Annotated in this window: 23 protein-coding genes, 1 tRNA gene and 1 riboswitch; of the genes, 7 read left to right on the forward strand and 17 right to left on the reverse strand. The window is 43.3% G+C overall.

Features of this window, described 5'->3' with window-relative positions:
• Positions 1–40 precede the first annotated feature (40 nt).
• The 4 genes from mutY to BN1691_RS02690 all read right to left on the reverse strand — a co-directional run bounded on the left by mutY (position 41) and on the right by BN1691_RS02690 (position 4,750).
• Positions 41–1,174, reverse strand: coding sequence for an A/G-specific adenine glycosylase (gene mutY, locus BN1691_RS02675; protein WP_048600716.1), 1,134 nt, complete (start codon positions 1,172–1,174; stop codon positions 41–43).
• 39 nt (positions 1,175–1,213) lie between these two features.
• Positions 1,214–2,104, reverse strand: coding sequence for a YtnP family quorum-quenching lactonase (locus tag BN1691_RS02680; RefSeq protein ID WP_048600717.1), 891 nt, complete (start codon positions 2,102–2,104; stop codon positions 1,214–1,216).
• Positions 2,105–2,253: 149 nt separating this feature from the next.
• Entirely contained in the window at positions 2,254–3,588 is a 1,335-nt protein-coding gene (locus BN1691_RS02685; protein ID WP_048600718.1) for a DEAD/DEAH box helicase, read from the reverse strand.
• Positions 3,572–4,750, reverse strand: coding sequence for a THUMP domain-containing class I SAM-dependent RNA methyltransferase (locus BN1691_RS02690; protein ID WP_048600719.1), 1,179 nt, complete (start codon positions 4,748–4,750; stop codon positions 3,572–3,574). Before BN1691_RS02690 ends, BN1691_RS02685 begins: the two co-directional genes overlap by 17 nt.
• Positions 4,751–4,916: 166 nt before the next feature.
• Between BN1691_RS02690 and BN1691_RS02695 the strand changes: the two genes are divergently transcribed.
• Positions 4,917–4,992, forward strand: a tRNA-Thr gene (locus tag BN1691_RS02695).
• Between the two features lie 91 nt (positions 4,993–5,083).
• On the opposite strand, the gene BN1691_RS02700 is transcribed toward BN1691_RS02695, so the two are convergent.
• From BN1691_RS02700 to BN1691_RS02710, 3 genes are all read right to left on the reverse strand, one after another.
• Positions 5,084–6,154 carry a hypothetical protein gene (locus BN1691_RS02700; protein WP_048600720.1) on the reverse strand — a complete coding sequence of 357 codons (1,071 nt, stop codon included), beginning with the start codon at positions 6,152–6,154 and terminating at the stop codon, positions 5,084–5,086.
• A gap of 127 nt (positions 6,155–6,281) precedes the next feature.
• On the reverse strand, positions 6,282–6,560 hold the full coding sequence (gene tatA / locus BN1691_RS02705; RefSeq protein ID WP_315969531.1) for a twin-arginine translocase TatA/TatE family subunit: 279 nt from the start codon (positions 6,558–6,560) through the stop codon (positions 6,282–6,284).
• 154 nt (positions 6,561–6,714) lie between these two features.
• Positions 6,715–7,800, reverse strand: coding sequence for an inorganic phosphate transporter (locus BN1691_RS02710; protein ID WP_231638333.1), 1,086 nt, complete (start codon positions 7,798–7,800; stop codon positions 6,715–6,717).
• 161 nt (positions 7,801–7,961) lie between these two features.
• On the opposite strand from BN1691_RS02710, the gene BN1691_RS02715 reads away from it, so the two are divergent.
• From BN1691_RS02715 to BN1691_RS02725, 3 genes are all read left to right on the forward strand, one after another.
• Entirely contained in the window at positions 7,962–8,558 is a 597-nt protein-coding gene (locus BN1691_RS02715) for a TetR/AcrR family transcriptional regulator (protein ID WP_048600723.1), read from the forward strand.
• Between the two features lie 122 nt (positions 8,559–8,680).
• Complete coding sequence (locus BN1691_RS02720) at positions 8,681–10,927, forward strand: MMPL family transporter (protein WP_048600724.1); 2,247 nt, start codon at positions 8,681–8,683, stop codon at positions 10,925–10,927.
• 200 nt (positions 10,928–11,127) lie between these two features.
• Positions 11,128–11,586, forward strand: a complete 459-nt coding sequence (locus BN1691_RS02725) for a hypothetical protein (protein ID WP_048600725.1) — start codon at positions 11,128–11,130, stop codon at positions 11,584–11,586.
• A gap of 81 nt (positions 11,587–11,667) precedes the next feature.
• On the opposite strand, the gene BN1691_RS02730 is transcribed toward BN1691_RS02725, so the two are convergent.
• From BN1691_RS02730 to BN1691_RS02740, 3 genes are all read right to left on the reverse strand, one after another.
• On the reverse strand, positions 11,668–12,135 hold the full coding sequence (locus tag BN1691_RS02730; RefSeq protein ID WP_048600726.1) for a FixH family protein: 468 nt from the start codon (positions 12,133–12,135) through the stop codon (positions 11,668–11,670).
• A gap of 177 nt (positions 12,136–12,312) precedes the next feature.
• The gene (tatA, locus tag BN1691_RS02735) at positions 12,313–12,516 is read right to left on the reverse strand and encodes a twin-arginine translocase TatA/TatE family subunit (protein WP_048600727.1); all 204 of its coding nucleotides are present in this window, start codon (positions 12,514–12,516) and stop codon (positions 12,313–12,315) included.
• A 118-nt stretch (positions 12,517–12,634) separates the two neighbouring features.
• Positions 12,635–13,741 carry an AI-2E family transporter gene (locus tag BN1691_RS02740; protein WP_048600728.1) on the reverse strand — a complete coding sequence of 369 codons (1,107 nt, stop codon included), beginning with the start codon at positions 13,739–13,741 and terminating at the stop codon, positions 12,635–12,637.
• Positions 13,742–14,013: 272 nt separating this feature from the next.
• Positions 14,014–14,209, forward strand: a riboswitch (cobalamin riboswitch).
• Positions 14,210–14,299: 90 nt separating this feature from the next.
• On the opposite strand from BN1691_RS02740, the gene nrdG reads away from it, so the two are divergent.
• The 3 genes from nrdG to BN1691_RS02755 are packed head-to-tail and all read left to right on the forward strand — an operon-like array spanning position 14,300 to position 17,410.
• The gene (gene nrdG / locus BN1691_RS02745) at positions 14,300–14,791 is read left to right on the forward strand and encodes an anaerobic ribonucleoside-triphosphate reductase activating protein (protein WP_048600729.1); all 492 of its coding nucleotides are present in this window, start codon (positions 14,300–14,302) and stop codon (positions 14,789–14,791) included.
• Positions 14,792–14,850: 59 nt separating this feature from the next.
• Positions 14,851–16,797: an anaerobic ribonucleoside-triphosphate reductase gene (gene nrdD, locus BN1691_RS02750; RefSeq protein WP_048600730.1), complete on the forward strand. Its 1,947-nt coding sequence runs from the start codon at positions 14,851–14,853 to the stop codon at positions 16,795–16,797.
• Positions 16,781–17,410 carry a YdcF family protein gene (locus BN1691_RS02755; RefSeq protein ID WP_076850086.1) on the forward strand — a complete coding sequence of 210 codons (630 nt, stop codon included), beginning with the start codon at positions 16,781–16,783 and terminating at the stop codon, positions 17,408–17,410. Before nrdD ends, BN1691_RS02755 begins: the two co-directional genes overlap by 17 nt.
• Here the strand turns inward: BN1691_RS02755 and msrB are convergent, their stop codons facing one another.
• The 7 genes from msrB to BN1691_RS02790 form a co-directional block, all read right to left on the reverse strand.
• Positions 17,411–18,358, reverse strand: coding sequence for a peptide-methionine (R)-S-oxide reductase MsrB (gene msrB, locus BN1691_RS02760; protein ID WP_048601157.1), 948 nt, complete (start codon positions 18,356–18,358; stop codon positions 17,411–17,413).
• Positions 18,359–18,435: 77 nt separating this feature from the next.
• A complete protein-coding gene (locus BN1691_RS02765) occupies positions 18,436–19,140 on the reverse strand; it encodes a TetR/AcrR family transcriptional regulator (protein WP_082146971.1) in 705 nt (234 codons plus the stop codon).
• A 63-nt stretch (positions 19,141–19,203) separates the two neighbouring features.
• A complete protein-coding gene (locus BN1691_RS02770) occupies positions 19,204–20,232 on the reverse strand; it encodes an ABC transporter permease (RefSeq protein ID WP_048601159.1) in 1,029 nt (342 codons plus the stop codon).
• Positions 20,232–20,972, reverse strand: coding sequence for an ABC transporter ATP-binding protein (locus tag BN1691_RS02775; RefSeq protein WP_048600731.1), 741 nt, complete (start codon positions 20,970–20,972; stop codon positions 20,232–20,234). The genes BN1691_RS02770 and BN1691_RS02775 overlap by 1 nt, the downstream gene beginning before the upstream one ends.
• A 156-nt stretch (positions 20,973–21,128) precedes the next feature.
• Positions 21,129–21,677, reverse strand: a complete 549-nt coding sequence (locus BN1691_RS02780) for a zinc ribbon domain-containing protein (RefSeq protein ID WP_048600732.1) — start codon at positions 21,675–21,677, stop codon at positions 21,129–21,131.
• Positions 21,678–21,706: 29 nt separating this feature from the next.
• A complete protein-coding gene (locus tag BN1691_RS02785) occupies positions 21,707–22,828 on the reverse strand; it encodes a GerAB/ArcD/ProY family transporter (protein ID WP_048600733.1) in 1,122 nt (373 codons plus the stop codon).
• Positions 22,829–22,889: 61 nt separating this feature from the next.
• Positions 22,890–23,975 (reverse strand): GerAB/ArcD/ProY family transporter, encoded by a 1,086-nt coding sequence (locus BN1691_RS02790; protein WP_048600734.1) that lies wholly within the window; start codon positions 23,973–23,975, stop codon positions 22,890–22,892.
• Between the last annotated feature and the right edge of the window lie 2 nt (positions 23,976–23,977).

Below are 23,977 nucleotides of genomic sequence, written 5' to 3' on the forward strand. Positions count from 1 at the left end.
GAACCACTACTCCAATTCATTTTACCAAATCGAACCTATCTTATTCGAACTCTGATTTCATCCATTCTGTGATTTTTTGATGGACTACAGGAAGTGGCAGTTGCGCTAACTGGTCGATGGGAATAAAATGGTACGCTCCCTTTATTTCATCAGACCACTGCTTCTCTACATCCATCTCCTCATCCCAGCGACACTGATAAACATGAACATTCCACTCCAGATGGCTAAACTGATGGCGTAGCTTCATCACCTCATGGAGGTACAGAAGTTGAATGGCAAATTGCTTATCCACCCATTGGCTTAATTGCAAGCTATCTTCAGCCTCCCCATCAGGGTCAAGGAACATAGGGAACTCCCACATTTTTGCCAAGAGTCCTGAAGCGGGGCGTTGATGCAGGAGGACATGGGTGGCTGTTCGGATCACTGGGACAAAATAGGTTTCATGGCGGACACGAATCTTCTTAATCTTGACCGGTAATCGTTCCGCTTGTCCAGCCTCTCTCCCTAAGCAATGCTGCTGAACGGGACAATTGCGACAAGCTGGATTCTTCGGCGTGCAGACCATGGCTCCTAGATCCATAATGGCTTGATTAAAGGCTCCTGGCCGCACCGGATCAATACAGTGTGCCACCACCCACTCAATCTCCTTCTTGGTCTTGGTCTTTTCAATATCCTCAGCATAATTAAAAAGACGTGTAAATACTCGGAGTACATTGCCATCCACAGCAGGTGTAGGCTGTTGATAGGCCATACTCAGAATGGCTCCCCTGGTATAAGGACCAATGCCAGGGAGCTCACCGAGCTTCACTGGATCATCAGGTACTTGACTCCCATACTCCGCGACCACCTCTTTCACAGCGTGATGAAGGTGACGAGCACGCGAGTAATAGCCTAATCCTTCCCATGCCTTAAGTACCTGCTCCTCAGGCGCCTCAGCCAAAGCCTCCATGGTAGGAAACTGTGACATAAAGCGTTGAAAATAGGGAATGACGGTGTCCACTCGTGTCTGCTGAAGCATGATCTCCGACACCCAAACCTTATAAGGCGTTGGTTTCTGGCGCCACGGTAAAACGCGCCCTTCTGTATCGTACCAATGTAGCAGATCCTTACGAAACTGTTGGATCTGATAACTTGCAATTTTCTCTTGTAATTCCTGTGCTACACTCTCTTTCAAACTGCTTCCCTCCATGCTGTATTGGACAATCCTTTGATCTTATTCGGAAACAGGTAGTGGTTGCTTCGCAAGATCTTCACGGAGCACTTTACTAGCTATGGGTACTGCATCTATCTGCTCCCCCTCTGTGGACCAACGGATCGCTCGATAATAGGCGTCATGATAAAAGGTAAACCAAGCATTCTCTGCCATACCCGGCACCACCCATGCTTCCTTTGCTGCAATGGACGTCATGGGATAATCATCATAGGCCATCACCCAAAGGGAGGGACGATGAGCATGGGTTCCCATTAAATCACCCATATGTAATGCCACATCACCTGCACTAGCCATCCGAATGATCCCGTGTCCATCGCTATGGCCACCGGTATGATGCATCGAGATACCTGACATGATCTCAAGTTCCTTTTCAAAGGTTACTACTTGATCTTGGATCGTCTCCCAGTTTTCCCGCCAATAGGTATTACGGGAACGTAGATTGGGAGAGCGCATCTCCTTCCATTCGATCTCACTGGTATAGATAGTAGCCCGTGGAAAAGTGCTACGATATTCGCCCTCAACCAGTTCCGTTAGTCCGCTGGCATGATCAAAATGGAGATGGGTCATGAGCACCCCATCAATATCATTTACGGTTAATCCTAATTTTGCTAAGCTCTGATGAATCTTTGATTCCTCGGTACAGCCATAGTTACGTCGAGCTTTTTCATTTAGTTTACCATTCCCAATCCCTGAATCAATCAGGAGATACTTTCCTTCATGCTGGATAAGAACCGGGTCCGTACGTAACTCAATTTGATCGAGATGATTAAATGGATATTTCCTACTCCAAAGCGGCTTGGGCACGACGCCAAACATAGCACCACCATCAAGATGATTATTGCCACCATTTAACCAAGTTAACGAGAGTTTCCCTACTTGAAGCTGTTCCATAAGATCCTCCTCAGCCATTTATAATTAGAATCGAGTTCATCACCCAAATATATACTTTTGATGAATATTGTAGCATAAGTAAGGTACAAAAAATATCGTCAAGGATCGAAAAATCAGATCCTTGACGATATTACCTGCTGCAGCTTCTGTTATTTAGTTCGTGATGAAGCTCTTCCCGATCGCTTCCTTGTTTGATTTCTAGATTGACCACCTTGTTTACGTTGCGATTGTTCTCCCTTCAATCCAGCTTTACTACGGGATGTTGGCTTTCCCACTGTTGCCTTCTCTTTCACCGATTTCGATGGAGCTGGTCTCTTGCCCTGTGGACGTTGGCCAACGAGGGGAGGTGCAGTCTCAATTTCTCCACGGACTAAACGTTTCGCAAAGAACTTAATTCTCTTCTTTTCTATGAGATTCTGAAGCATCTTCTCCTGCTCTTCTGCTACAAGGACAACAGAGAGCCCCTCAGCCCCAGCACGCCCCGTACGTCCTGCTCGGTGAACATAGTAGTTAAGATCCTTGGGCAAGTCATAGCTAATAATGTGACTTACACCCTCGATATCGATCCCACGGGCTGCCACATCCGATGCGAGGAGGAACGGAAACTTTCCTGCGCGAAATTGCTCTAGGACCTTCTTCCGTTCCCGCGTATTCATATCTCCATGGATCATTCCTGTCTCAATGCCTCCATTGAGAAGGGCCTCATACACCGCTGCCATCTCTTCCTTTTTGCTCACAAAGATAATCCCTAAATAAGGTCGGTACTGCTGACATAGCTCCACCAGAATGGGTAAGCGATTACGATTCTTCGTTAGGAAATAGTGATGCTCAACGGTGGACGCAACCTGAGATTGATCCACTCGAACAATATAAGGTTGGTTCATCATCTTTTTTAAGAAACTTTCTAAGTTTTTGGGAATCGTAGCTGAGAAACAAAGAGTTTGATGCCCTCGTTTCATACTGCGATGGAGCTGCGCAATCTCTTCAAGAAAGCCCATCTCCACCATCTGATCCGCCTCATCAATCACGAAGGTACGTGCAGTATGGATGGAGAACCCTGACTCCACTAAATCCTTAATGCGTCCAGGTGTTCCAATTAAAATTTGAGGTGGCGTATTAAGCTGCCGTAGCTGACGCTCTCGATCAGTCCCACCCATCAACAGTTTAGCACGTAGAATCTCACCATTAGGCAGAGCAGTGATATATCGTTGAACCTCTCCATAGATTTGCTTCGCTAATTCCCGTGTAGGAGCGAGGACTATGAACTCAACTTCATCCTTCTTGCCCTGAAGATTATTGAGCAGTGGTAATAGATAGGCTAGTGTCTTCCCTGAACCAGTCTGGGATTGGGCTATAACGTCTCGTCCTTGTTGGATCAGGGGCATCACTTGGCTCTGTACTTCAGTGGGTTCGATGATACGCTGCTGTTTTAAGGCTTGTACTAAGCCCTCATGCAGTTTAAACGTCTCAAATCCTTGCTTCATTATTATTTCCTCCATCCTGATCTCGTGGTGGGCGTGGCCCATAGTATTGATAGTAGTCACAGCGAATGCGCCCATTATACAACTTTCGTTTTTTCGTTGCAGGTTTGCCAAAGATTTCCTCAAACTCCTCATCAGCTGTGAAGATGTAGAGGGACCATGTTGGAAATGAGCGTTCATAGGTTGCAGCGAGCTGCCGATAAATCATCCGGGCAGTTTCCACATCCTTCAGTCGCTCTCCATAGGGTGGATTACCCACAAGGTAGCCATAGGTGAGGTCGGTCCTTAGGTCAGCTACAGCCACTTGCTTAAACTTAATCAGATCAGCAAAGCCTGCTTCTTGGGCATTATGATTAGCCAACTCAATGGTATCACGATCGATATCTGTCCCCATAATCTCTAATGGTTGATCGTATCGTGCCAAGTCTTCTGCTTCCTCTAATGCTTGATCCCAGATCTCTTTCGGAAAGTTACGCCATGTTTGTGAGATAAAATTCCGATTAAAGCCTGGAGCGATGTTCTGTCCAATCAAGGCAGCCTCGATGGGAATGGTTCCGGAGCCACAGAAGGGGTCATGGAAGGGGCGATCTGGCCTCCAGTTCGTAAGCTGAATCAGCGCAGCTGCCATGGTCTCCTTCAAGGGCGCCTCATTATGAAGCTGACGGTACCCTCGCTTATGTAACCCATCACCACTGGTATCGATGGAAAGAGTGGCTATATCCTTTAATAAGGAAACCTCAATTCGATAGAGGGGACCATCCTCAGGAAACCAAGGCATACCAAATTTCATTTTCATTTTTTCCACAATCGCTTTCTTCACGATGGCTTGGCAGTCGGAAACACTAAATAATTGTGATTTCACAGACTTCCCGATCACAGGGAACTCCGCATTGCGTGGCAATATTTCGCCCCATGGTAAGGCCTTCGTCTGTTCAAACAGCTCATCAAAGCTGGTAGCACGGAATTGACCTACCTGCCATTTCACCCGATCTGCAGAGCGTAACCACAGATTGGCTCGAGCAATGCCTGCTGCATCAGCCTGGAACATGACCTTGCCATTCTCAACCTCCACATTTTCATAGCCAAGATCTCGCACTTCCTTGGCGACAATTGCTTCTAGTCCAAATGCTGCCGTTGCAATTAATTGATACTGATTTTCCTTCATGCTGCCATCTCCTTCTCTACCTGGGGACACTGATGGATTCTAGTTTAGCTGGGGAAGGAAGAAACGTCAATTTTTTTCAGTATAGAATCTACCCTTGTGATCTGAATCAGGTATTGACTTCTCCGTTTTTGATCATTATCATAATAATTGTCGTTTTTCTTTCGATGCTGGTGTAGCTCAGCCGGTAGAGCACATCACTCGTAATGATGGGGTCGCAGGTTCGATTCCTGTCACCAGCACCACTTCAAAAATCACAAGGGTTTCATCCTGATCAAATCAGCGACTACTTTACTTTGTAGACTTAATCCGCAAAGTAAGAAGGTCGTTTTTTTATTATTCAAATGCTGAAAAGAACAGGAATAACTGCTTCAGCCAATGCTCCTTCCATCTCTCATACGCTTGAACTTGTAACCCTTGCGATTGAAGCTCACCAATACGAAGTGCCATGGCTTGAACACGCTGAAGTGCCTCTGTAGCAAGAATAATTTGAGCCCTATATTGATCATGAAGTCTAGATAACCGCTTTGCTGCTGTTGTCTCAATGGTAGGATCGATACACTGGACAAATAGGTCGATCACTTCATCAGTCTCACGGTCAGGAAGAATGACATGAGGAGTGGTACCATCGAGTACAGCCGTATTAAGGGCTGGAATGACTACCATATCGATACTGGAAGGATCAAAGCTACAATGATAGTATTCCACATCATGTCCGGCTAACTCTCCTGCTCTCCCTACTTTTTTTAATAACGTTGATTTTCCACTTCCCGAACGGCCATGGAGAATGTACCGTTTCATATTCTTAGTATTCTCTTCAATATAGTTCACTGCTCCTTCAGGTGTCGCAGCACCAAAAAAGAAGCAATAAGTTATAGGATCTTCCTTTTTCTTCGTATCTGCTTGAAAGATCTTGCCACATAGCTGCTCTGCAATCCGATCAGCTGTTGTAAAGTCCATGCTCTGCACATAAGTTTTCTCTCTCTGATGATGAAAACCTCGTGCAGCTGCTAAGTGATTTAACACCTGAGCCTCTTCTTCCTCCATTTCTCCTTGCAGTTGCGTGATTTCTTCGATATTCTGCTGGATCCACTCCAGATTCCAACAGTCATCTAGGTTTATCGCAGTTCCTTCAAGGTCTGGTGCATAGAGAATATCTATCATTGCAAACGAGTAGGCTGGTATGACAAGGCCAACGATCTGTTCCCTAACTAGAGGGGTATGGAATATCCATATCTCCTCACCACTGGTCTTAATATGCTCGTAGAGAGCCTTTAGCAGTTCATATTGACCCACATCGGGATAATGCTCCAGCAGATAGAGATGTTGGATCCCGCGCAGTGCATCCTCTGTTAATCTTACAAACCCTTGGCTCGTATAAGCTCCAGCATAGAAGTGTTTCTCCATTTTACCACCATCCATTCAATACATTGCTATTCTGACGCCTATCATTACCCTATGTATCCACATAAAAAAAGTGAAGATAAAGCGGATCAAAAAAGATGAGGGGATATGCCTCATCTTTTTCATACATTTATTCCTTGGTTACATCCTTAGCCTCACTATTCTCATTACTTGGAGAATCCGCTGTCATTGTGGAAGTGGTTGTAGAAACGTGATTTTCCGTTTTTTTACGCGGCGTAGTAGGAGTTGATTTTGGATCAATATCCTCCATAATTCCTCGAGTAGCCTTACGAAATTCTCGAACAGTTTTGCCAACAGTTCGACCTAGCTCTGGCAACTTACTCGGTCCAAATATGACAAGTGCAACGATAATAATAATAATTAGTCCTGGCGTACCAATGTTTGCCACGCCAATCACCTCCCTTTTCATAAAGCAAAAGAGTATAGCTTGTCTACTTGAATAATAAGTAGACGTGGTTCAGGTGAAGCTTCATACCTCCTCTGAACCTTAGTCACACTTATTTTACCACAGTGTAGTAAATTTTTATGCCTTTCCATTCACGTCATGATTTTGTCATATTTAACTCCATCGAAGCTTTTTTACGCGCTCTCCATTTTTGACGAACACGTAATACTTGAAGATATGCACCACTCAGCAGAATAATAAAGAGAATTAAGTAGGAGAGAGGATGCTGCCAACGCCATAGCAAGGTTGCTGAGAATGAGAGAGAAAGTGAAATTAAAGGAGAGTAGACCCAGATTCGAATAATTCGGCGGGTAACATCCTTCTTCCAAATCCCTTTCCTTTCATTTCCCGCTGCAATGCCAAAGATCGCCATGGTCGTAGCTTGAGTTAATGGAACTGGCAGACCAAACCATGAGGAGATAATGACCAACGTTCCACTTGTAAAGGAGACAAGACTTCCCTGCATCAATGATAATTGAGTAATCTTCTTACCATTGGTTTCTAATACCCGCCCACCTAGCCAAATTGCTCCGATAGATAAGCAGGACCCACCTAATAGGATGGCACTTGTGGAATGAATAAGTCCTGCTCCCACCAGTGGTCCAATGGCATTTGCCACATTATTCATACCTGCAGAAAATGCCTCATAGCAACCACAGCAAACGAGTAGCCATGCCAGAACCCTTCGTGTCCTTGCTGCTGGTAGATGCTGATACAACCAGTCTTCCATCTTCGGAAGAAAACGATTCAGGCGACTGGCGATCAGAAATGCCATAAAGGGAATGATTAACCAAGTTGCGGTGATGAGTAGCAGTTTTCCGAGGTAGATCTGTTGATAGGCGAGACCTACTCCGACGATGGAGCCTACGGTCACTTCGCTCGTTGATAATGGAATCGCCATTAGATTAGCAACTGTAAGTGTGGTACATGCTGCAAGGAGGATAATTAAGGTCAATTCTACATTGAGTAGTTCTGAAGGGATAATGCCACTCCCCAATGTCTTTACAACCTCCCCGCCACCAAGAACCGCTCCTAAAAAAGCCATTACTGCAACGAAAAGTACCGCTTTTTTTCTGGTGGTTGCTCCACCTCCATATGCTCCCCCCATTGCTGCTGCTGTTCCACTTGCACCAATATTGATGGCAAAGAAACAAGCGACGAGAATCGCAAATATTGTCAACATCATTACCACCCTTTGCTTGTTTCAACTAACAACCCAACGGATTGATATTTTATCTTATAAACAATCCTCCTATCTTGTGACCAAAATCTCTGTATAATTGACCAGTTCTAGTGGGTATGGAAAAATAAGAGTAGGAAAAACTATCTACGGAGCGATGATCCGTGGTTAATCAAGGTGATACCATGTCAAAAAAGAAGTTAGATATCACGCAAATTTTTGATGCTACAGAGCAACTTTTATTGGAACGTGGTTATAGTGGTTTGAACTTCTCTGTTCTGTCAGATCGGCTTCATGTAGGACGAAGTACGCTGTATGAGTATTTTGCTAGCAAGGAAGAGTTGATCGTAGCTTACATGGATAATCTCCTGTCCATGGTGATACAGAGCTGTGAGGAGATCGATCCGGTAGCAAGCGGGATGGAGCAGCTCAAGGAGACAATCCGCTTATTCCTACAATCTTCGCAGATTCATCAGATCGGTGCCACAATCCCACTTGTCCAATGTAAGAATTCCCCCCAAATCATGAAGGCTTTAGCCCACTTACAGGAGCAGCATCAAGCCATCTATCGCTGGGTGTGTCAGGTTGTAGAAAGGGCGCAAGCTGAGGGTGGAATTCGTCGTGACCTACCAACACCAATGATTGCAACACTGATAACACAGGCGATCAATATTCCTGCTAACCATCTCGATGGCTCTCAACGAGAGGAGCTTGTATTTGATATGATTCTTAACGGTATCGGCAATCGTCATCTTGACTAGATTAGCAACACATGCAATAATTATCCCGACACAAGTGTCGGGATAAGGTTTGTTCTTCCCCTCTGGTGAGGAGCATGGCCATCTCGAACATCTGAGAACAACCAGAAAGGAAGATCTTATTCATGTTAGGTTTTCGTAAGCTAAGTACTATATCGAGTACCAGAAAAGGAGCTTGGGTAACACTGCTGGTTTGGCTATTAATCGCTGGCCTTTTCAGTGCAGTAGCTCCCCCTGCCAAAGAGTACGCGACCAATTTGGTTTCCAGTGATCTCCCTGACAATGTACCGTCTGTAGTAGCCAACCAGATTATTGAAGAGAATTTTCCTACAAATGAAGGATTCCCAGCACTTTTGGTCTTCCATGACCCTAATCAGATTTCAGCAGATGAATTTACCACCATCATTCAACTAAGCGAATGGCTCTCTTCAGCGGAGCGACCAGCAAAGATCAGCGATGTTGTTCCCTTTCACGCCATGCCCGCACCAGCAAAGGCCAAATTTCTCTCTGAAGATGGGACAAGCTTACTCTTACCTGTTAACTTGTACCCTAATCTTCCCATGGAATCCATTAACCAGACAGTAACTGCAATTCAAGAGCAGAGCCAACAGCTATCCATGGGTAATATGCAGCTATATATTACTGGTCCAGCGGGGATTGCATCTGATTCCATTGCCATTTTCGCTAATGCAGACTTAGTCCTACTTTTCTCAACCATCGGCTTAATCCTTATTCTATTGGTGGTCATCTATCGTTCACCTTTATTAGCAATCATCCCTCTCCTAGCTGCTGGTTTTGTTTATCAGGTTGTAGATCGAGTATTAGGCTTCTTTGCCAAGCAAGGGCTATTTCATATTCAAAATGAATCGTTATCCATCATGATGATCTTGTTATTTGCAGCATTAACCGATTATTCCATGTTCATTTTTTCACGCTTCCGTGAGGAATTGACTCGTTATCAAGATAAACATGCTGCCATGGTGGAAGCGATGACACACGTCTCTTCCCCAATTTTCTATAGTGGCGGAACTGTTCTTGTAGCCATGCTTACCTTGTTTACTGCACTTTATCGACCCTATCAGAACTTTGCCCCCGTTTTTTCCATCGCCATGGTCGTCATTCTCCTGGCTGGCTTAACCTTACTTCCAGCTATCTTTGTACTCTTTGGTCGTCGGGCGTTCTGGCCATTTATACCGAAACTCGGCGTACCTCTCCATAAGCATGAAAGCTTTTGGGAGAAGGTGAGTCGCTTTGTGGTGAAAAAGCCTTGGGTAAGCGGCGGAGCTGTCTTCATCATCATTGCCATTTTCGCCATCAATGCCTTGGGCATACAATACTCATTTAATATGATCAAATCCTTCCCAGCGGATATGAATTCTCGCATTGGTTATGAGGTGTTAGAGCAATCCTTTCCAAAAGGTGAATTAGCACCAATCCAAGCAATCCTAGTAAAGAAAGATGGTAATGAGCTGCCCTCCGATCCAGAAGCGATGCAATCCCTTCTAAAGCTTGGTGAAACGCTTAATAATTTAGATGGAATTGCTCATGTCTCTTTGCTCGATACACCACCTCATGCCTTACCTAGCCAGATGGGTGAAAGCACTTCTACTGCTCATGCTAATACAGGTATGGCGATGATGAACTCTTCTTTATCTCAGGATAAAAATGCAATGCGTTTCACCATATTGCTTGCTGAAAATCCCTACGATCAAAGCTCCCTAGACAACATCCAGGTACTTCGCGATCGCGCAGATGAGCTATTACAGGCAAGTGGCTTTTCTCCAGAAGAATACGCACTATATTATGCTGGTGAGAGTGCGCATCAAGCTGATGTACGTTCCCTGAATGAGCGTGATACGAAACTGGTAGTTATCCTAATTACCTTGTTTATCACATTGATGCTGGTGTTCCAAACCCGCTCCCTTGTGGCACCCATTTATATGATCGCCACCATTCTATTCTCCTTCGCCTCTGCCATGGGATTAGGTTGGTTTATTATTCACTCCATTCAAGGCATCGGAGCCATTAGCTATCGGATTCCTCTGTATGCCTTTGTCTTTCTCGTGGCATTAGGCGTAGATTACAATATTATGCTCATCTCCCGTATTCATGAGGAGGCCACCAAGCATCCGATCAAAGAGGCTGTCCAAAAGGGCTTAGCTTTAACAGGTGGTGTCATCTCCTCAGCAGGGATCATTCTTGCTGCTACCTTTGCTGTTCTAATCACACAGCCCTTACAAGAGCTCCATTTATTTGGCATGATTGTCTCCCTCGGGATTCTAATGGATGTTTTCCTCATCCGTGGACTCTTAGTTCCTTCCATCATTACACTTGTTGGTAAGTGGAACTGGTGGCCATCAAAACTAAAATAGAGTAACGTATGCGAATGTAAACACCTAGAAAAAGCCATCTGAATTTAACTTCAGATGGCTTTTGAACTATAAGAATCTGTTATTAAGGCATAGTGGAGTGCTGGACTTCAAAACAGTTCTCCACTAGATTTTTATGGTTATTACTATTATTATATTAGTAAACAGATATTTACACTAGTGCCGAGAAGGAGAGGTTAAATATGTCAATGCAAGCGATCGTCTACTTTTTCCACATTACAGGACTTGCTATTTGGCTTGGTTCACTAATTATCTTTGCCTTGCAGTTACAGCAAATGCGCCATTATGCCGACCAACAGGAAACACTACTACCTTCTTTAACCAAACTGGTCAAGTGGTTACTCAATCCTAGTGCCTTCATTGTTCTAGTTAGTGGAGTTGCTCTTATTCTCCAGATGGGGCTCATGGGAACCACAAAGCCATTCTATCTTAATTACATGGAACAGTTTGGCGGTGTAGTCATTCTCTTATCCATGATCGTCCTATTCATCCAAGCACGAGGTATCCAGAAATCCCTAGCGAAAAGCCAAACATCCAAACACCATCTACAAGCCAAAGCACGCAACTTCGCAATCAGTATGATCGGCTCTACCGTATTAATCCTTAGTGTGGTATTGGTTGTAAGCATGAAGCTTGTTTAGTATGAAAAGTGATGAACAATTGATCAACCCCACATGGAGCTCTGATAACAATCAGTGCCATGTGGGGTTCTTCTTTTCTCACTATGGGGTATTCAGATTCATTTGTGATGTTTCTGCCCGATCCGCCTCTGGCGAAGTATCTGGGATATCCCCCACGGGTACCTTCTGTTTGTTCATGGCATGCATTCCTCTTGCATCGACATGGTACATCACATAGTACATTGCTTCATCTGTAAATGTATAGGTAACCTCATAATGACCATCTGAGATGTGACTTGCATCTATCCATGTATGTTGAGGATCCCCTTGCTTCCAAACTTCAAATTGGACGCTACTAGCATCTTCAACGGCTTGATCCTTCTGAAGGACTATCGCTCGTAGTAAACTTTCAGTACCCGGTTGGATCACAGTGGGTTCCATTTGTATTACCACTTCAATGGGTACAACCTCTTCATATAGATTGTGTAGGGTTTCATCACTCTTATCTCCACAAGCTGTAAACACAAGAAGGAACACCAACACCAGCCCTAACTGCTGAATCCGAGCCATCGAATACATCTCCTTTCACCATTGACCTATCCTCTCTCTGTTGGTCAATCCATCAATAATTGTAAATGAGTGGTGATGAAGATGCAATCATGATGCATTCAAGCTGCTACTGGTCACAAGAACTCCTACAAAAAAAGAAAAATCTCTTAATCATGAGTGACTAAGAGATTTACACCATTATTCGTTCTTTGGTTCTTCTGTTTTCTTTGCTTTCTTTTCTTCTATATCATCGTCTTCTTGCAATTCACGTGTAGACTTTTTGAACTCCTTGAGGGTTTGTCCCACTGCGCGGCCTAACTCAGGCAATTTCTTTGGGCCAAAGATGATGAGTGCCACTACTAAAATAATAATAAGTCCAGGTACGCCTATACTCGATAACATCGTATCATCACCCTTAACTGTTAATCTTGAACAACTTGTGCATCTTTATCATCTCACAATTGGTCAATAAAATCCATGAGAAATAATGATAAAAAAAGTAAGTCAAATTATGGTATTTCTACAGAATCCTTTTTTTCTTGGCCATTTGATGATTGAGCAGCATTTCAAATCCCATCTTTAATACAGCAAAGAATGGGACAGCAAGAAACATGCCTAATACGCCAAAAGTTCCTCCACCTACAATAATAGCGAGAATCACCCAGAATGGACTGATTCCTACTTTATCGCCAAGGATTTTGGGACCAAGATACAAGCCATCAAACTGCTGTAGCGCCAAGATAAAAAGGAACACCCACAGAGCTTGAATCGGTGAGATAAACAGCGTAATCACTGTTGCAGGGATCATGCCAATGAATGGCCCAAAATAGGGGATCATATTGGTTACCCCAACAATTAAGCTAAGCAGAAGCGGGTAAGGTGCATTGAGTAGGAGAAGTCCACCATAACAGATCATTCCTATAATACTGGAATCCAGCAACTTCCCAACGAGATACCTAGAGAAGGTTTGATCACTTTCCTTTAGAAAATTGATAGTTGCCTCTGCATTCCGATCGGACATAAATGCATATAATATCCGTTTGCCCGTAGCAGCAAATTTCTCCTTATCAATCAGCATATAGATAGAAATAATAAATCCAAGGGAAAACTTCACCAGACCCATGGCAAAATTTCTTAAGCCTAAAGCAACATTGCTAACAGCTTCATTCAATGAGCCGGATAAATCCTTAATATGGTCAATGGCAATCTTTTTATACTCCATAACATAGGGCTGGAGTTCATATTTCGTTACATATTCATGCTCCATCAGCTCTGTATCTACCCATCTCTCCATATTACTAAGATAGGTAGGGATATTCACGATAAAGTTCTCTACACTGCGTAAGATCCGAGGAGTAAAGAAGGTCAGTGAGAAGATGACCAAGCCTAAAAAAGCGAGGTAGACGATCAAGATACTCATATATCTTTTCATGCGAAATCTGGTTTCTAAATAGACAATTAGTGGCTTTAGGATATAAGCGATCCCAAAGGCAATAATCACCGGACTAATCAATCCTAAAAAACCACGAAATAGCTCTAGCAGGTAGCCCAGATTGTCCACTGCCTTAAACATGAGAAAGATAATGAAAAGGATTAGGAGATAAAAATACCACTTTCGTTCTCTCACTTCCATATGCTCCTTTACCCAACTTATATCAGGTAGCTTTATGATGCTTATTCACCTGAGTATACTCAATATTATAGTATGAAACCCACTAAAAAATCATGTAAATACTCATTATTTCCAAAATTTTATTCATTCTTTCATCAAACTGTAATATGGCGCAACATAAAAATCAAAATATAGATATGTTTATAATTCGTCACACAATATGTAGTGTATTTCACCTTGAATTAGGGTGCAATGATTGAAGCTTCACGTTATAATCGAAGAGACAATTCACCATAGAATGATTAGGTGCCGTAATAGGGCTTAATAGGGAAGTTGGTGCAAGGCCAACACTGTCCCCGCAACTGTATATGAGGACGAAATGAGCTGTCACTGTCTAAGATTAGGTGCAAGCCATTTAGATGGGAAGACCTCAGAGTAGGAAGATCCATAAGCCAGGAGACCTGCCTAACCATTGCTTTACCTGCTCTTCGGGAGAAGGAGCCTGGCTTCTTTGTGATCGGCTCATTTCCCAGAATGAGTCGTTTTTTATCTTGTTAAGGGGATGAATTTACTATGCAATTACGACTAGCAACACAGCTACAGGAGGCGATTATTGAGAGCACCTGTGATGGGGAAGGCATCCGCCTTGTCTTATTTACAGCCTATTGCCCCCATCATTGTCTAGGTTGCCATAATCAACAGCTCTGGTCGAGAACAAGTGGCGTTACATATGAGGTAGAGCAGGTGGTTCGATCTCTATTACAACGATTGGAGGGGGGGCCATACTCAGGTATTACGATCTCCGGTGGTGACCCATTGGCTCAATCTACGTCCATAAAAATTTTACTACAAACATTAAAGCGAGAGCAGCCCACCCTGAATATTTGGTGCTACACTGGCTATCGATTAGAAAATCTACCTGATCCCAGCCTCCTCCCCTTTCTGGATGTACTCGTGGATGGACCCTTTCAGAAAGAACACTGTCCTACTACCCTTCCCTTTCGCGGTTCCAGTAATCAGCGAATGATTCGACTTCAAGCAGGTAAAGTCATAAGCTTTGAGTAAAATCACACACTTCAAATAATGTTCCCCAACAATGAATCACTGAAATGGAGAGATGATTGATGATAACAGATAGCATGTCATACACAACCCTTGATCAGGAGATTGCAGCAATCTGTAAACAGACCCATCGGGAGAATGCCAATGTTGGTCATGGCCCTTCCAGCAAGCTCTTGCAGATTGCGGAGCTTGCTAATCAAGAGTATAGCGCCACCCTACTGCCTACTGAAATTAAAGAAGCTATTGCAAGTAATATTCTCTATCCCCATGATTTTTCCTGGTATAGTGTAGGCACAACAACCTGTACTTTCATTCCCCTACGCAAACTATTAGAACGTGGCTTCCACACCGGACATGGTTTCATTCGTTCACCAAAGCGAATTCGTACAGCAACGCAATTGGCTTGCATCATCTTTCAGTCCAATCAGAATGATCAACACGGAGGACAAGCATTTGGATGGTTTGATCGAGATCTAGCACCCTACGTTCAGCGTGAATTCACTTGGCAACTTCAGCATTTACAAGAGCTCTTTGCAAGCAGCGGAAGTGAGAAGCCCCTTACTGTGCAAGAACTTGAAGGGTTAGCTTGGAATGCGACGAAGGATGAGACCTTTCAAGCGATGGAAGGACTTATCTTTAACCTAAATAGTATGCACGCACGGGCTGGAGCACAAGTTCCCTTTACCAGTATTAATTTTGGAACAGATATCTCCAAGGAAGGACGCTTAGTCAGTGAGATGCTACTACGGGCTTATGATCGTGGGTTGGGATATGGAGAACAGCCCCTCTTTCCCAACTTAATCTTCAAGGTGAAGAAGAGCGTCAATTTTGAGGAGTTTTCACCCAATTACGATCTTTTTCAGCTTTCCCTACGTGTAACAGGTCATCGTCTCTTCCCTAACTATGTGTTTCAAGACTGCACGTTGAATCAAGATTTTCCTGAGGATGTGCCTGTGATGGGGTGTCGGACTCGGATTGCTTGGGATCGCTATCAGGATGAAGCGACTCAAACCTGTGAAGGTCGAGGAAACCTCTCCTTTACTACACTCAATTTGCCTGGCCTTGCCCTTTCATTAAAAAAAAGAAAAACTCCGTCTACGCTAGACCGCGAAACTTTTGCTCAGCTAAAACAATTATATTCCATCCTTTTACCAACAAGATTCTTAGAAGATCCAATAATTCAGACTTACTTTATTGAGTTATTTCAAGCGCTTCAACTAGCCATCCAACAACTACACTTGCGTTTTCAGTATCAAGCTTCTTTTTCTAAACATGATTTTCCTTTTCTCATGAATGGCGTCTGGATGGATTCAGATCAATTAAAGAGAGAGGAGAACTTAGAACCAGTACTACGGCATGGTAGCTTGGCTGTTGGCTTTATCGGACTGGCTGAAGCATTAATTGTCCTATGTGGAGAACATCATGGTGAAAGTCCCCTTGCCAATGAACTAGGCCTTTCGATCATTCAATTTATGCGAACAGTTCTAGATGCGGCTAGTGAGGAATATCAGCTGAATTATTCCCTCTTGGCAACACCAGCAGAGGGACTCTGTGGTAAGCTGCTGGAACGAGATCGTCAACAGTATGGTATGATCGATGGTGTAACTGATCACGACTGGTATACCAATTCTTTTCACGTGCCTGTTAACTATCCTATTTCCATCTTCGGGAAGATTGGTGTTGAGGGACCCTATCATCGCTATTGCAATGGTGGCCAGATTAGCTATATTGAACTTAAAGAGGCACCTCGCAATAATCCGCAGGCATTGGAGCGCATCTTACACGCCATGTCTGTTAGTGACATGGGCTATGTAGCATTTAACTTTCCTGTTGATCATTGCTTAGACTGTCACTATGATGGCATAATTGAAGATGCTTGCCCAGAATGCCATAGTCATCATATCTCACGGATTCGTCGCATTACGGGATACCTTGCAGAGTTTGATAACTTCAATAAAGCAAAACGTGCAGAGACGGAGCAACGAGTGGCCCATGGAGAAGGGAAGTAAATCAGGACGGAAAGGAGGAGTCACGATCACAAAAATTCGAAAGAGCAAGAGATGGTTCTATTTTCTTTCATCACTACTCCTGATAGCCATCATATATGTAGCAATTATCCATACCTTAATCATGAACACAGCCAATCAACCAGCCTATGAAGATGCCCCTTATCTCATCGTTTTAGGAGCAAAAGTAAATGGTGAGGAAATGTCCCTCGCCTTATCCAATCGAGCAAACACCGCATTGGAATATTTACACCATTCCCCCAATACGAAGGTGATCGTAACAGGAGGAAAAGGGGCGGGAGAACAAATCAGTGAAGCGGAAGCTGTTCGTCGCTTTCTAATTCAACACCAGATAGATACGGAGCGAATTCTCACGGAAGACCAATCGACGACCACCTATGAAAACTTATTATTTGCCCAAAGATTGATGGACTCTTCCAATGCAAAAGTGGTCATTGCCAGTAATGATTTTCACCTACTGCGGGCACTCACCATTGCAGAAAGGTTGGGAATGGATGCCTCTCCATTAGCTGCACCCACTCCCACCGTTGTAAAGTTGAAACTATACATTCGAGAATATCTCGCCCTTGCGAAAAGTTGGTTATTCGATTGGTAATTATGGCATGAGAAATAACGAAGAATATTCTCCATACCCTGCTTCTTCCAATTCTTCTTTAGGGATAAAACGTAAGGCAGCAGAGTTGATGCAGTAGCGTAATCCTGTTGGTTCTGGTCCATCATCAAACAGATGCCCGAGGTGGGAGTCTGCAAAATGGCTTCGCACTTCAGTACGAATCATCCCATGACTCAAATCAAGCTTGCTGCTGATCAGTTCTTCATGAAGTGGCCTTGTAAAGCTAGGCCAGCCACAGCCAGCGTCAAACTGATCTTTACTACTAAAAAGTGGCTCTCCAGATACGATATCTACATAGATGCCTTCCTTCTTATTGTTCCAGAAAGGATTTTGGAAGGGAGGCTCTGTCACATTCTCTTGTGTGACCCGAAATTGAATAGGGGTAAGACGTTCCTGCAATTCCTCTCTCGTATCAGTTCGTTCCTCTGCCCATGCCGGTAAGATACTTGCATCTACGCCCCAATTTTCAATGAGATACGCTTCCCGACCTGATCCCTTGCGATACATTTTGTAGCGGAGGGGATTTTTTTTATGATACTGCTGATGATACTCCTCCGCTGGGTAGAAGGCTTGGGCAGGAAGAATCTTGGTCACGATGGGCTTTTTGAAGCGACCACTTTCCGCCAATGCCTGTTTTGATGCCTCTGCCACCTGTCGTTGTTCCTCATCATGATAGAAGATAGCTGTTTGATAAGAGGAACCACGATCATGGAATTGACCACCTGCATCAGTGGGATCGATCTGGCGCCAAAAGATATTTAACAAGGTACCATAGGTAACTTTCGTAGGATCATATGTAATCTGAACCCCCTCATAATGACCTGTTTTACCACTACATACCTCCTCATAGCTAGGATTCTCCTGATGCCCACCAGTATAACCCGAAACAACAACGATCACACCCGACTCTGCTTCAAATGGTCCTACCATACACCAAAAACAGCCTCCAGCAAAGGTGGCTAACTTCACTTGAGCTTCCGTGGATTGCACTGCTCAATCACACCCTTTCACGTTAATGGATAAATAATACTATTACTGTCATTATATACATTCAGCCCATGTAAAATAAACTGTACCGTACGCTCTAGTTCTGCTTCATCATCCCAAGGCACATTAGGTGCTAACCAATAACGGACAATAAAGTGTCCAATGATGGTTGATGCAAGCAAACGCAATACGGATTCAGTAGGCCATGTAATGATTTGCCCCTTTTCTCTGTAATAATCAATCACCTCATGCATGCGCTCCACCAGCTGATCGGCAATATACTGTTTATACTGCGCTTGTAATTCTTCATGGAAAGCAATCTCCTGCATAAAAATTTTTAGTACGGGACGATAGCGTTGGACAAATTGCTGACGATTACGCACCATCGCCCGTAAGAATTCTTCAAAGGTCTCGTATTTTGTATCCAAGAATTTTTGCATATCCTTCATAATAAAGGGGCGGACTAACTGTGTCATCACTGGCCTGACGATAGAGATGAGCAAATCCTTCTTTGTTTTATAATGGCGAAAAATCGTTCCTTCCGCCACTCCTGCTTTTTTCGCAATCTCACTTGTTGAGCTGGTAGCGTATCCCTTCTCAGCAAACGTTTTAATGGCTGCTGCTAAGATTTTACTCTGTTTCTCTGTTAAATGCTCCTCTTCTGAGCATAGGTGTAAAATTTCATTGATCCAAACTTGTTGTTGCTTATCATTAACTTCAGTCATTTCCGTTACTCCTTTACTTCTAGTTCAGTTTTCTATGCTGGATTATTAATCTATTCGTTTTGATTATTGTGCCCGATGTTTTCGCAGGGCAAAAATATTCGCAAACATAAAGATGAGGGTAAATAATAGAAGAATTAGCACGTCCCACTGTATTGCATCCCACCCTTTCCCACGGAGCATAATGTTACGAAGGGCTTCAGCTCCATAGGTTAATGGCATGGCCTTACCAAGTCCTTGTAACCATGGTGCCATGGTCTCCGTTGCAAATAATCCAGAGAAAAAGATCTGGGGAACAATTACGATGGGAATGAACTGAATCATTTGTAGTTCATTATTGGCAAAGGTTGAAAGAAAAGTACCCAGGGCTAAAGCACTCATTGCGATGAGAAGAATAACCAATAATACATAGAAGATTGAACCAACCTGCATCATATCAATGACTTCAATGGCAAACCAAGTGATGAGAAAGGACTGGATGATGGCAAAGAAGCCAAATCCTCCTAGATAGCCAACAACCAGCTCCCACCGTTTTAAAGGAGTGGCAAGAATACGTTCAAGGGTTCCTGTGGTTCGCTCACGTAACAAGGAGACACCCGATAGAAGAAAAACAAAGAAAAATGCGAAAAAGCCTAGGAGTACCGGGCCGATATTATCAAATAAGCTCATCTCAGCAGAGCCATAGTAATAATGAATCTCTGGTTTAATTAAAGGCGCATGCGTCATCCCCTCAAAGCTCATCTGGAGCATCTGGATAATCCGATTCCCCTTACCTGGATCACTCCCCTCGAGGATGAGACGTGGAGCACCTACCTCAGAGCCAATCAGTATGGCGTCCAACTCCCCCTCTTCTAGAGCCAGATTAGCCTCCTCTTCCTGATTATAAGATAATATTTCTGCTCCATTCTTCTCTAGCCGTTCTTCCATAACTTCTGGTACTTGGAGCACAGCAATTTTGGGCTGATATAGCGCACCACCAAACACTTGATCCATGAGCCATAATACTAAAATTGGCGCAAGGAGTAGCAAGGCTAAGCTTCTGCGATCCCGTAAAAATTGCCGAATCACTCGTACAATGATCGCACTGATTCTCATCATACTTCCCCTCCTTGCATACATTCTTCATAATGGAGAAAAACATCCTCCACATTAAAACTACCCGTACTCTCCTTCAATTGCTGAAGTGTACCATAGACTAGTAGTCTTCCTTCTCTTAAGAGTGCTAATTCATCACAATATTCCGCTTCATCCATCACATGCGTTGTAATTAAAATGGTTGTTCCAGCATCCCGTAATTGTTGAAGTTTCTGCCAAATCGCTCTTCGCAAGACAGGATCAATACCCACCGTGGGCTCATCTAAAATTAAGAGTTTAGGATGGTGCAACAAACTTATGGCAAGCGAGAGTCGACGTTTCATTCCACCAGAGTAATGACCCACCAATTTTTTTAACTCCCCCTGCAATCCCACCCATTCCATTACTTCTCGAATTCGATCTTTCCGTAATCCTTTCGGAATCTGGTATAAGGCAGCATAGAACTGCAAGTTTTCCCATGCACTTAATTCTTGATACAAGGCATCTGATTGCGCCATATACCCTATCTCCTGCATAAGAGGGAGATTAGGCATCGGTGTGCCGAATACAGCCACCCTTCCCTGGGTTGGGCGTTCAAGGCCCACGATCATACGGATTAGCGTGGTTTTCCCTGCCCCTGAGGGGCCTAAGATCCCTACGATTCTCCCTCCCTCAATAGAAAGCGTACAAGCAGTAATCACGTCCTTCTTTCCAAAGCTTTTATAAACCCTTTCCAAGCGAATCACATCATTTTCACTCATCTTTGCACCTCACCTTATCTGAGAGCCTGACATTAAGATATTCGATTTATTGTACACCTTAAGCATACCAAATTCTCGCATAAAAACAAAGTGATTACTCACTCATTTCGTGCTTGTAAAGAAGCTCCCTTAGTACGGGGAGCCTTATAGGATATGCTAATCCTCTAATGATGTTCCACAATGATCGCAGAAGCGGGCATCTAGTGCCACCTCTTCACCGCATTGAGGACAGAAGCGCTTCTCTGGTAGGGTACTACCACAAGCCTTACAAAATCGAGCATCCCCCTCATTCACAATCTCACACTGTGGGCAGATAACTCCTATTTCTCCTTGATCAGCTGAAGATTCTTTCAATCCTGCATGAATCGCTTTCGCCACCTGTTTTACGCCTTCCTTGCCCTCATCTGCCACATAATTGAAAGCATCCTTCGCAACCGGAGACATTTCCCGAGCTTTGTAACGAGCGATTGCTCCCATGTAAGCAAACTGTGTCATTCCTAACCCAATCAGTGTTAGAAACCCCCCGATGATAAAATTACGTAAAGGATTACGGAAGCCATCATCAGTAAATGGATCAAATCCAAAGGGATTCATAAAATGCCTAATTAATATGATGATACCTGTAATGAGTAGGATCGGACCAACAACACGCAAAACCCGTCTCAGCTGCACATGTTCATCGGAGATAAATTTTTTTCTATTCATTTCTCACACTCCTCCACTTTTTGGTCTTACTACTCTATACGTACATCCTTCTTTCCTGTTTCACCTTCTTCTTCTCCATTCTTCCCCTGCTTCCAACTCATCGCAATCAGCAAGAGGAGTGGGATAATAATTCCGTAGGTAGATGAATAAGCCCAAAAGATCTCCTGCGTGAAAAAGAGCAGGTAGGTATAGTTAGGAAACATCACAGGGCTAAGTACAATAAGAAGCATTGCAATCGGAAAACGAAGAGCATGAATTGACTGCATACCTAGAATCTGCTTAATCCCTTGGAGAAGAGCGAAAAAGCATAATGTTAATTTAATAAATAGACTAATCACCCAGATTACCGCAATGACTACCTCCACACGGGTTGCAATGTTCCCAATGACAATATGTTGTGCCAATCGATAGCTAGGGAAATTTACGCTTCCTGTCTCACCAGGTCCCATTACCCAGATCGCAAAGAAAGTAAAGAGGAGTAAGATAAAACCTCCAATAGCTGTTCCAATCATCAGCGCTTTTGTAACTTTTTTATTATTATGAACAAAAGGTGTAATAGAGAGAAGAACAATTAGTTCCAAGAAGGGAAAAGCAAAAAAATTAAGTGTTGCATGTAGAATTGACTTCATGTCATTCTCTAGCATTGGGAGCATTTCATCCAGCTTAACCTCAGGAAGTAAAAAAAGAAAAAGCAAAATTAACAAGGTTAATACACCTGGTAAAAAGAGCTCCGCTGTTCGAGCAAGACTCTCGATCCCATATGTTATGGCAAGGAGTATAACCAACATAAAAATTAGATAAATTGCATAGATTGGCGTCTCAGGGGTTATCTCTGTTAGCATGAAGACCCCCATATCATTGAGAGCTAATGCTGATAGAATAAAGAAGTAGAACAAATATTGTATGGTGAAAAAACTACCAAAAAACGGTCCAAAACCCGTAAGCATCGCCTCAATCAATCCTGCGTTACTTATTTTTTTATTCAAGTAGCCATATAGACAAACCATAAGGAGACTAAGACTGAATGCCAAGAGACCAGCTATCCAGCCATCCTGCTCTGCCATGCCTATCAAAACAGATGGTGCAAAAAGGATCGAGCTTCCTGTAGTAAAAAAGAGGACAAGAATCGTAAATTGACGTATATTGATCAATTGACTGTTCCCCTCCTCACTAGACATATTATATAAAAGGACCACAGATAATTGATTATGGTTACACTTGTTTACTCTTCAGATGTGCAATCCCATAGAGAAGAAGTGGCAGAACCGTTCCCATTGTAATTACATAGGGCCACCAATAATTACGGGAAAAGTTAAGTAAATATGCAATACTCGGAACTGCAATCGGTATTATTGTTACAAGCAAAATAGATAGCGGAAGGCTAGCTGTCTCAATTCGTTGCAACTTGAAAAGCTGACTTATTCCTAAGAAACATGCATACATGGCTAAAGTAAGCTTTATAAAAACAGATAGCATCCAAGTCGCTCCAATGGCTACCTCGATCCGAGTCAAATACTCTCCAATGACAATTTTCTGGGCCAACATATATGTAGGAAATGTACTAATTGCAGTAAATTCTGGGCCAAGCACCAAGAGAGAGAATAAAGCGATCAAAATCAGAACAACTCCACCGATAGTAGATCCTACTACCATCGCTTTGCCCACCTTCTCCTTATCATGAATAAAGGGAGAGAACATCATGAGAACCACAAGATCATTAAATGGAAATGCATAGAAATTGAGGGTTGCATAAAGAACTGGCTTAATATCCTGATTTAATATAGGTAGCAACTGATCACCTTGGACTTGGGGAAGCAGTAAGACGAACATCAACAGGATAAGAAGCATCGTAGCTGGAAAAACCATCTCGATTGTTCGGGCAATGCTTTCAATGCCATAGCTGACGGCAAGGAGTACTACAAGTATCATGATGATATAAATTACCCAAATGGGGGTCTCAGTCATTATTTGCGTCACGATAAAAGTCCCCATATCACTGGCAACAAGGATACTTAAAATAAAAAGATAAAAAAGGTAAAGAATCGTCAATAGGGTCCCCCAAAATGGGCCAAGCATCTTGAGCATAAATTGTATCATGCTTAGATCACCGAAACGCTGCATCATCGTTGAAAAAAAATAAGCTAACATCATTCCCATACCAAGACCTAACAAGCCGGCAAGCCAACCATCCTGTCTGGCAGTTCCGATTAAGTATGAGGGAACAAAGAGAATGGAGCTTCCGATGGTGAGCATGATCACAAGTAGGGTAAATTGACGAATATTGATTTTCTCCATCATTT

Source organism: Rubeoparvulum massiliense, from assembly GCF_001049895.1.
GTDB lineage: Bacteria > Bacillota > Bacilli > Rubeoparvulales > Rubeoparvulaceae > Rubeoparvulum > Rubeoparvulum massiliense.

Excerpts from the sequence above, each read along its gene's own strand:
- BN1691_RS02680 (WP_048600717.1), bottom strand. The coding sequence starts at position 2,104 with ATGGAACAGCTTCAAGTAGGGAAACTCTCGTTAACTTGGTTAAATGGT.
- BN1691_RS02685 (WP_048600718.1), bottom strand. The coding sequence starts at position 3,588 with ATGAAGCAAGGATTTGAGACGTTTAAACTGCATGAGGGCTTAGTACAA.
- BN1691_RS02690 (WP_048600719.1), bottom strand. The coding sequence starts at position 4,750 with ATGAAGGAAAATCAGTATCAATTAATTGCAACGGCAGCATTTGGACTA.
- BN1691_RS02700 (WP_048600720.1), bottom strand. The coding sequence starts at position 6,154 with ATGGAGAAACACTTCTATGCTGGAGCTTATACGAGCCAAGGGTTTGTA.
- BN1691_RS02710 (WP_231638333.1), bottom strand. The coding sequence starts at position 7,800 with ATGTTGACAATATTTGCGATTCTCGTCGCTTGTTTCTTTGCCATCAAT.
- BN1691_RS02720 (WP_048600724.1), top strand. The coding sequence starts at position 8,681 with ATGTTAGGTTTTCGTAAGCTAAGTACTATATCGAGTACCAGAAAAGGA.
- BN1691_RS02725 (WP_048600725.1), top strand. The coding sequence starts at position 11,128 with ATGTCAATGCAAGCGATCGTCTACTTTTTCCACATTACAGGACTTGCT.
- BN1691_RS02730 (WP_048600726.1), bottom strand. The coding sequence starts at position 12,135 with ATGGCTCGGATTCAGCAGTTAGGGCTGGTGTTGGTGTTCCTTCTTGTG.
- tatA (WP_048600727.1), bottom strand. The coding sequence starts at position 12,516 with ATGTTATCGAGTATAGGCGTACCTGGACTTATTATTATTTTAGTAGTG.
- nrdG (WP_048600729.1), top strand. The coding sequence starts at position 14,300 with ATGCAATTACGACTAGCAACACAGCTACAGGAGGCGATTATTGAGAGC.
- nrdD (WP_048600730.1), top strand. The coding sequence starts at position 14,851 with ATGATAACAGATAGCATGTCATACACAACCCTTGATCAGGAGATTGCA.
- BN1691_RS02755 (WP_076850086.1), top strand. The coding sequence starts at position 16,781 with ATGGAGAAGGGAAGTAAATCAGGACGGAAAGGAGGAGTCACGATCACA.
- msrB (WP_048601157.1), bottom strand. The coding sequence starts at position 18,358 with ATGGTAGGACCATTTGAAGCAGAGTCGGGTGTGATCGTTGTTGTTTCG.
- BN1691_RS02765 (WP_082146971.1), bottom strand. The coding sequence starts at position 19,140 with ATGACTGAAGTTAATGATAAGCAACAACAAGTTTGGATCAATGAAATT.
- BN1691_RS02770 (WP_048601159.1), bottom strand. The coding sequence starts at position 20,232 with ATGAGAATCAGTGCGATCATTGTACGAGTGATTCGGCAATTTTTACGG.
- BN1691_RS02775 (WP_048600731.1), bottom strand. The coding sequence starts at position 20,972 with ATGAGTGAAAATGATGTGATTCGCTTGGAAAGGGTTTATAAAAGCTTT.
- BN1691_RS02780 (WP_048600732.1), bottom strand. The coding sequence starts at position 21,677 with ATGAATAGAAAAAAATTTATCTCCGATGAACATGTGCAGCTGAGACGG.
- BN1691_RS02790 (WP_048600734.1), bottom strand. The coding sequence starts at position 23,975 with ATGATGGAGAAAATCAATATTCGTCAATTTACCCTACTTGTGATCATG.